1 protein-coding gene is annotated in these 483 nt (G+C 68.7%); it reads left to right on the plus strand.

The annotated features are described in order from the left end of the window. Nucleotides 1-351 precede the first annotated feature (351 nt). On the plus strand, nucleotides 352-483 hold a 132-nt coding region (locus tag JNK74_29105; GenBank protein MBL7650238.1), incomplete at its 3' end, for an MFS transporter.

A 483-nucleotide genomic window follows, 5' to 3' on the forward strand; every position in this document is an offset into this window, starting at 1 on the left:
CGGGAGCCGGGAGCCGGGAGCCGGGAGCCGGGAGCCGGGAGCCGGGAGCCGGGAGCCGGGAGCCGGGAGCCGGGAGCCGGGAGCCTACCGCCTACCGCCTACCGCCTACCGCCTACCGCCTACAGCCTACAGCCTACAGCCTACAGCCTACAGCCTGAAGCCTTCTCCCCACGGGTTGACTCCCGCACCACCGATTCACTAGGCTTAACCCCTGCGAGCCAGCGACCGCGAGGCGTCGGGGAATCCCTCGGGCATCCTGCTCCCCATGGCGGCCGCACCTTCGCACCCAAGCCGGAAGCATCTGACCACCACACGGCGGCCCACCGCCGCACAGGAAGGAATCCCCCCGCCATGAGCATGGCCATCCGAATTCAACTCTCCATCATGATGTTCGTCCAGTTCTTCGTCTGGGGGGCCTGGTTCGTCACCATGGGCACCTACCTCGGCAAGGGCCTCGAATTCGGCGGCGCCGACATCGGCCGC

This window comes from Candidatus Hydrogenedentota bacterium, from assembly GCA_016791475.1.
Classification (GTDB): domain Bacteria; phylum Hydrogenedentota; class Hydrogenedentia; order Hydrogenedentales; family JAEUWI01; genus JAEUWI01.